The following is a 2,125-nucleotide window of genomic DNA, read 5'->3' as shown; positions in this document are numbered from 1 at the left end:
GGCTCGTTGTCCGGCCAGGCCCCACCACAGCCCACGGGCACCGCAGCCAGGCCCACCATCCTCGTTCCAGCTTGTTCCTAAGTGGTGTTACACCATTTAGCCAGGTATTACACCACTTCCCAGGTAGTGTAATGCTCCCTAACTGGTGTAATGCTCCCTAACTAGTGCAGCACTCATCGCGCGTGGACATGAAAACGCCGGCTCGGACCATCACAGGCAGCAGTCGGCAAAGCCCACAACGCCTCGGCACACTCAGGGATGGCAACTTGATGCGGACGAAGCAGCTGAATTGCCCACGCACGTAACGCAGCGAAGTCTTCGTAGTCCCTCCAAGAGACCCGGTATATCGTCCACCCCGCAGAGCGCAAATCATTTTCTCGCTGGATCCAGTCACGCTTCGCCCGCGCAAACTCGGCATCATCCTTGCCCAGCTTTCCGATGCCATCGAACTCGAAGATGATCATGAGTCCCGGAATCGCGATGTCCGCAAAGTAACGGCGCCCATTGATGACTATCTCGAACTGGGTCACAACTTCGAAGGAACTCACCGACTTGAGAACCCACAGAAGAGCAGCCTCGGCTGGGTTGTCACACCCGGGGTCAGCGGCGGCTATCAAGCGCTGTGCCCGCCTGTAGGGGACGCATTCCTTCTGCTGCCGATACAGCTCCAAGCATTCAAGCATCTTGCTCCGAACGCGTTGCGCTCGTTGCCTACTTTCTTGCTGGGATAGCACTACAAACCGAGACTCGTAGTGCAATGCCATGCAAATTGCCACGAATCCGCTGAGACGTTCCGAATAACAAGCCATGCGAACTGCCGCCTCAACGACCGATTCACATCGCAACCGATCAACGATCTCGACGCTGTGTTCACACGGTTTCTTCACTGTCGAACACACGAACGTCGCAGGAATAGTCACCGTTTGCATGGTGACCGCCGGCATTGAGCGCCGCCCATGCCGTGACGCGCACCAAATCACAACATCGGGATTTGCCTCCCACAGTGGTATCGACCGCGCAACGAATGAACTAGGGCCTACGAATACCGGGGAGCCGGAGCTACTGTCACTCACGACAAGTAATCGAGCCCTAGCGACGAGAGCCCATATCTCCCAGTACGTCATCGGTGGCCCGGACCGATGGATCCTGACGTAGCGGCCACGCTGGATACGAATCACGTTGCCCGACGACAGATCACCTACTGAAGGCCGTCCATTCGTCGAAGACCTGATAACAGTCAGCGATTGAGCATTCATATCTCCATCATCGGCAAGACAGCGTGCCAAGTCACGACCAGAGAACGAACCTGTGGATAGAGGCAAGCTGCTCCGAGGGGTTGTGGATAACGTCCGCTCTCACACTCATCTGCAAGTTCTCCAAGCGCAATCGGCGGTCACCATCGGCCAGCTGGCAACATTCTCCGCATATGCGCTTGTTCCTAAGTGGTGTTACACCATTTAGCCAGGTATTACACCACTTCCCAGGTGGTGTAATGCTCCCTAACTGGTGTAATGCTCCCTAACTGGTGCAGAGCTTCCCGACGCATGACGCAGTAATCGAGATAGGCACGCAAAGACTCGGCAGCGACTACTCACGCCCCCGATGGTCTCAACCGCCATACACCCCAACTCAATCCACATGCGGCGGTCACGCGGCTTCACCCCTGCGCCGCGCGCGCCAGGCCGACAACGCGCGCCCGGGCAGGCGTTCCGGTCGCCCGCGACCAGGCTGCGACGACCACGTCAAGGTCCACGGTCGGGTCGACCAGGAGCGCCGTCGACAGCGCCTCCGCGAGCACCCCCGATGTGGCCACGACACTGACCTGCCGCACGCCCGCGCGCGCCGGGTAGCCCGTCCGCGGGTCGATGATGTGGTGGTCCAGCAGGCGCGAGGAGGGCGCCGCCCCATCGGTGCGAGAGGACGCGGTAGCAACGGCCGCGCACACGGATGTTTCACGGGTTATTTCACGCAGGGACGAGGCCTGCCCTCCCCCGGCGAGCGCGCCCAGCTCAGCAGCAACAACAGTGGCGTGAGTACGAGCATCGGCGCGAGAGGACGTGGCAGTTTCAGCCGCACACGCGGGTGTTTCACGGGTTATTTCACGCAGGGACGAGGCCTGCCCTCC

Annotated in this window: 2 protein-coding genes; both read right to left on the bottom strand. The window is 59.8% G+C overall.

Going from position 1 to position 2,125, the window contains the following annotated elements; all coding sequences use genetic code 11:
* Positions 1 to 173: 173 nt before the first annotated feature.
* Complete coding sequence (locus tag HMPREF1138_RS11505; protein WP_232210943.1) at positions 174 to 530, bottom strand: hypothetical protein; 357 nt, start codon at positions 528 to 530, stop codon at positions 174 to 176.
* A 1,127-nt stretch (positions 531 to 1,657) separates the two neighbouring features.
* Positions 1,658 to 2,125: FAD:protein FMN transferase (locus HMPREF1138_RS10870; protein WP_009058241.1), on the bottom strand; the 468-nt coding region annotated here is incomplete at its 5' end.

The sequence above is a fragment of the Actinomyces sp. ICM58 genome, from assembly GCF_000283035.1.
Taxonomy (GTDB): domain Bacteria; phylum Actinomycetota; class Actinomycetes; order Actinomycetales; family Actinomycetaceae; genus Pauljensenia.
Note: the sequence above shows the minus strand (reverse complement) of the source record. Positions and strands in the feature narration are given on the sequence as shown.